The sequence below is a fragment of the Actinoplanes sp. NPDC051633 genome, from assembly GCF_040681735.1.
In the GTDB taxonomy this organism is placed as follows: Bacteria; Actinomycetota; Actinomycetes; order Mycobacteriales; family Micromonosporaceae; genus Actinoplanes.
Genome location: NZ_JBFAZH010001738.1, coordinates 1 through 1177, shown reverse-complemented (window position 1 = coordinate 1177; position 1177 = coordinate 1). Strand labels below are relative to the sequence as shown.

Annotated in this window: 1 protein-coding gene; it reads left to right on the top strand. The window is 72.2% G+C overall.

The annotated features are described in order from the left end of the window. Positions 1 to 300: 300 nt before the first annotated feature. The coding region (locus tag AB0M20_RS44785) for a LacI family DNA-binding transcriptional regulator (RefSeq protein ID WP_364307704.1) at positions 301 to 1177 on the top strand (877 nt) is incomplete at its 3' end.

Here is a 1177-nt window from a genome sequence, read left to right as displayed (position 1 = left end):
GAGCCCGGCCAGCTCCGGTCCCCAATGCACGACCGCGGGCAGCCGTCCGCCGCTCACGTCGATCAGCGCGGTCACGCCGGCGGCGGTCAACGCGATGGTGGTCGGCTCGGCGGTCGGCATCCGGCAGCTCCAGAGTCATCAAAATCGAGAGTTATCAAAATCGCTAAATATTTAGCATGAGTGTGTCCCTGGTCACGCGAATGTGTCAAGGTGGTCGCAACCTCGAAACCTGCCGATCACCTGCGGAGATGTGGGGTGTGTGTGGTCCGGGAGCGACAGCGGCGCGTCACCCTGCGTGATGTGGCCGATCACGCAGGTGTATCGGTCACCACCGCGTCGTTCGTGCTGTCCGGCCGGCACGACATGCGCATCTCGGCCGCCACCGAGGAGCGGGTGCTGCAGGCCGCCCGGATGCTCGACTACCGCCGCCGGCTGGCGCCTGACGCCGCGCCGCCCACCGGCGCGCCGGCGATCGGCCTGGTGTCCGATGTGATCGCGTCCGAGGCGTTCGGCGGGGAGATGATCCGCGGGTGCATCTCGGCGGCGGCCGAGCGCGGCCACGTGGTGCTGATGGCCGACAGCGAAGGCAACGACGAGCTCGAGGACTCGGCCGTGCAGGCGCTGCTCGCCCGGGGCGTCGAGCGCTTCGTGTACGCGACGCTGGGCACCGTCCTCTACCGGGTGCCCGAGGTGCTCCGCAGCCTCGCCGCCGGGGATGCCGATGGCCGGGCCGCCGGCGTGCCCAGGCTGGTGCTGATGAACAACGTCGACCCCCGGACGTCGGTCGGATCGGTGATCCCGGACGACCGCCGGGCCGGCCGGGCCGCCGCCGACGCGCTGCTCGCGGCCGGGCACACCGACGGCATCTGGCTGGTCGGCCGGGTCGCCGCCGACGCGTACGCGGCCGGGAAGCGGCTGGCCGGCATCAAGGCCGCCCTGCGCGCGCACGGCCTGCGCCTCGCCGGGCACCTGAAGTGCGGGTGGTGGCCGGACGAGACCCGCGGCGCGGTGACCGCCCTGCTCGACGGCGGCTGGCTGGACCGCGACCGCCCGACCGCCGTGATCACCATGAACGACCGCGCCGCGATGGGCGTCTACCAGGCCCTCGGAAGTGCCGGGTTGCGCGTCCCGGCCGACCTGTCCGTGGTCTCGTTCGACAACTCCGACCTGGCCCGCT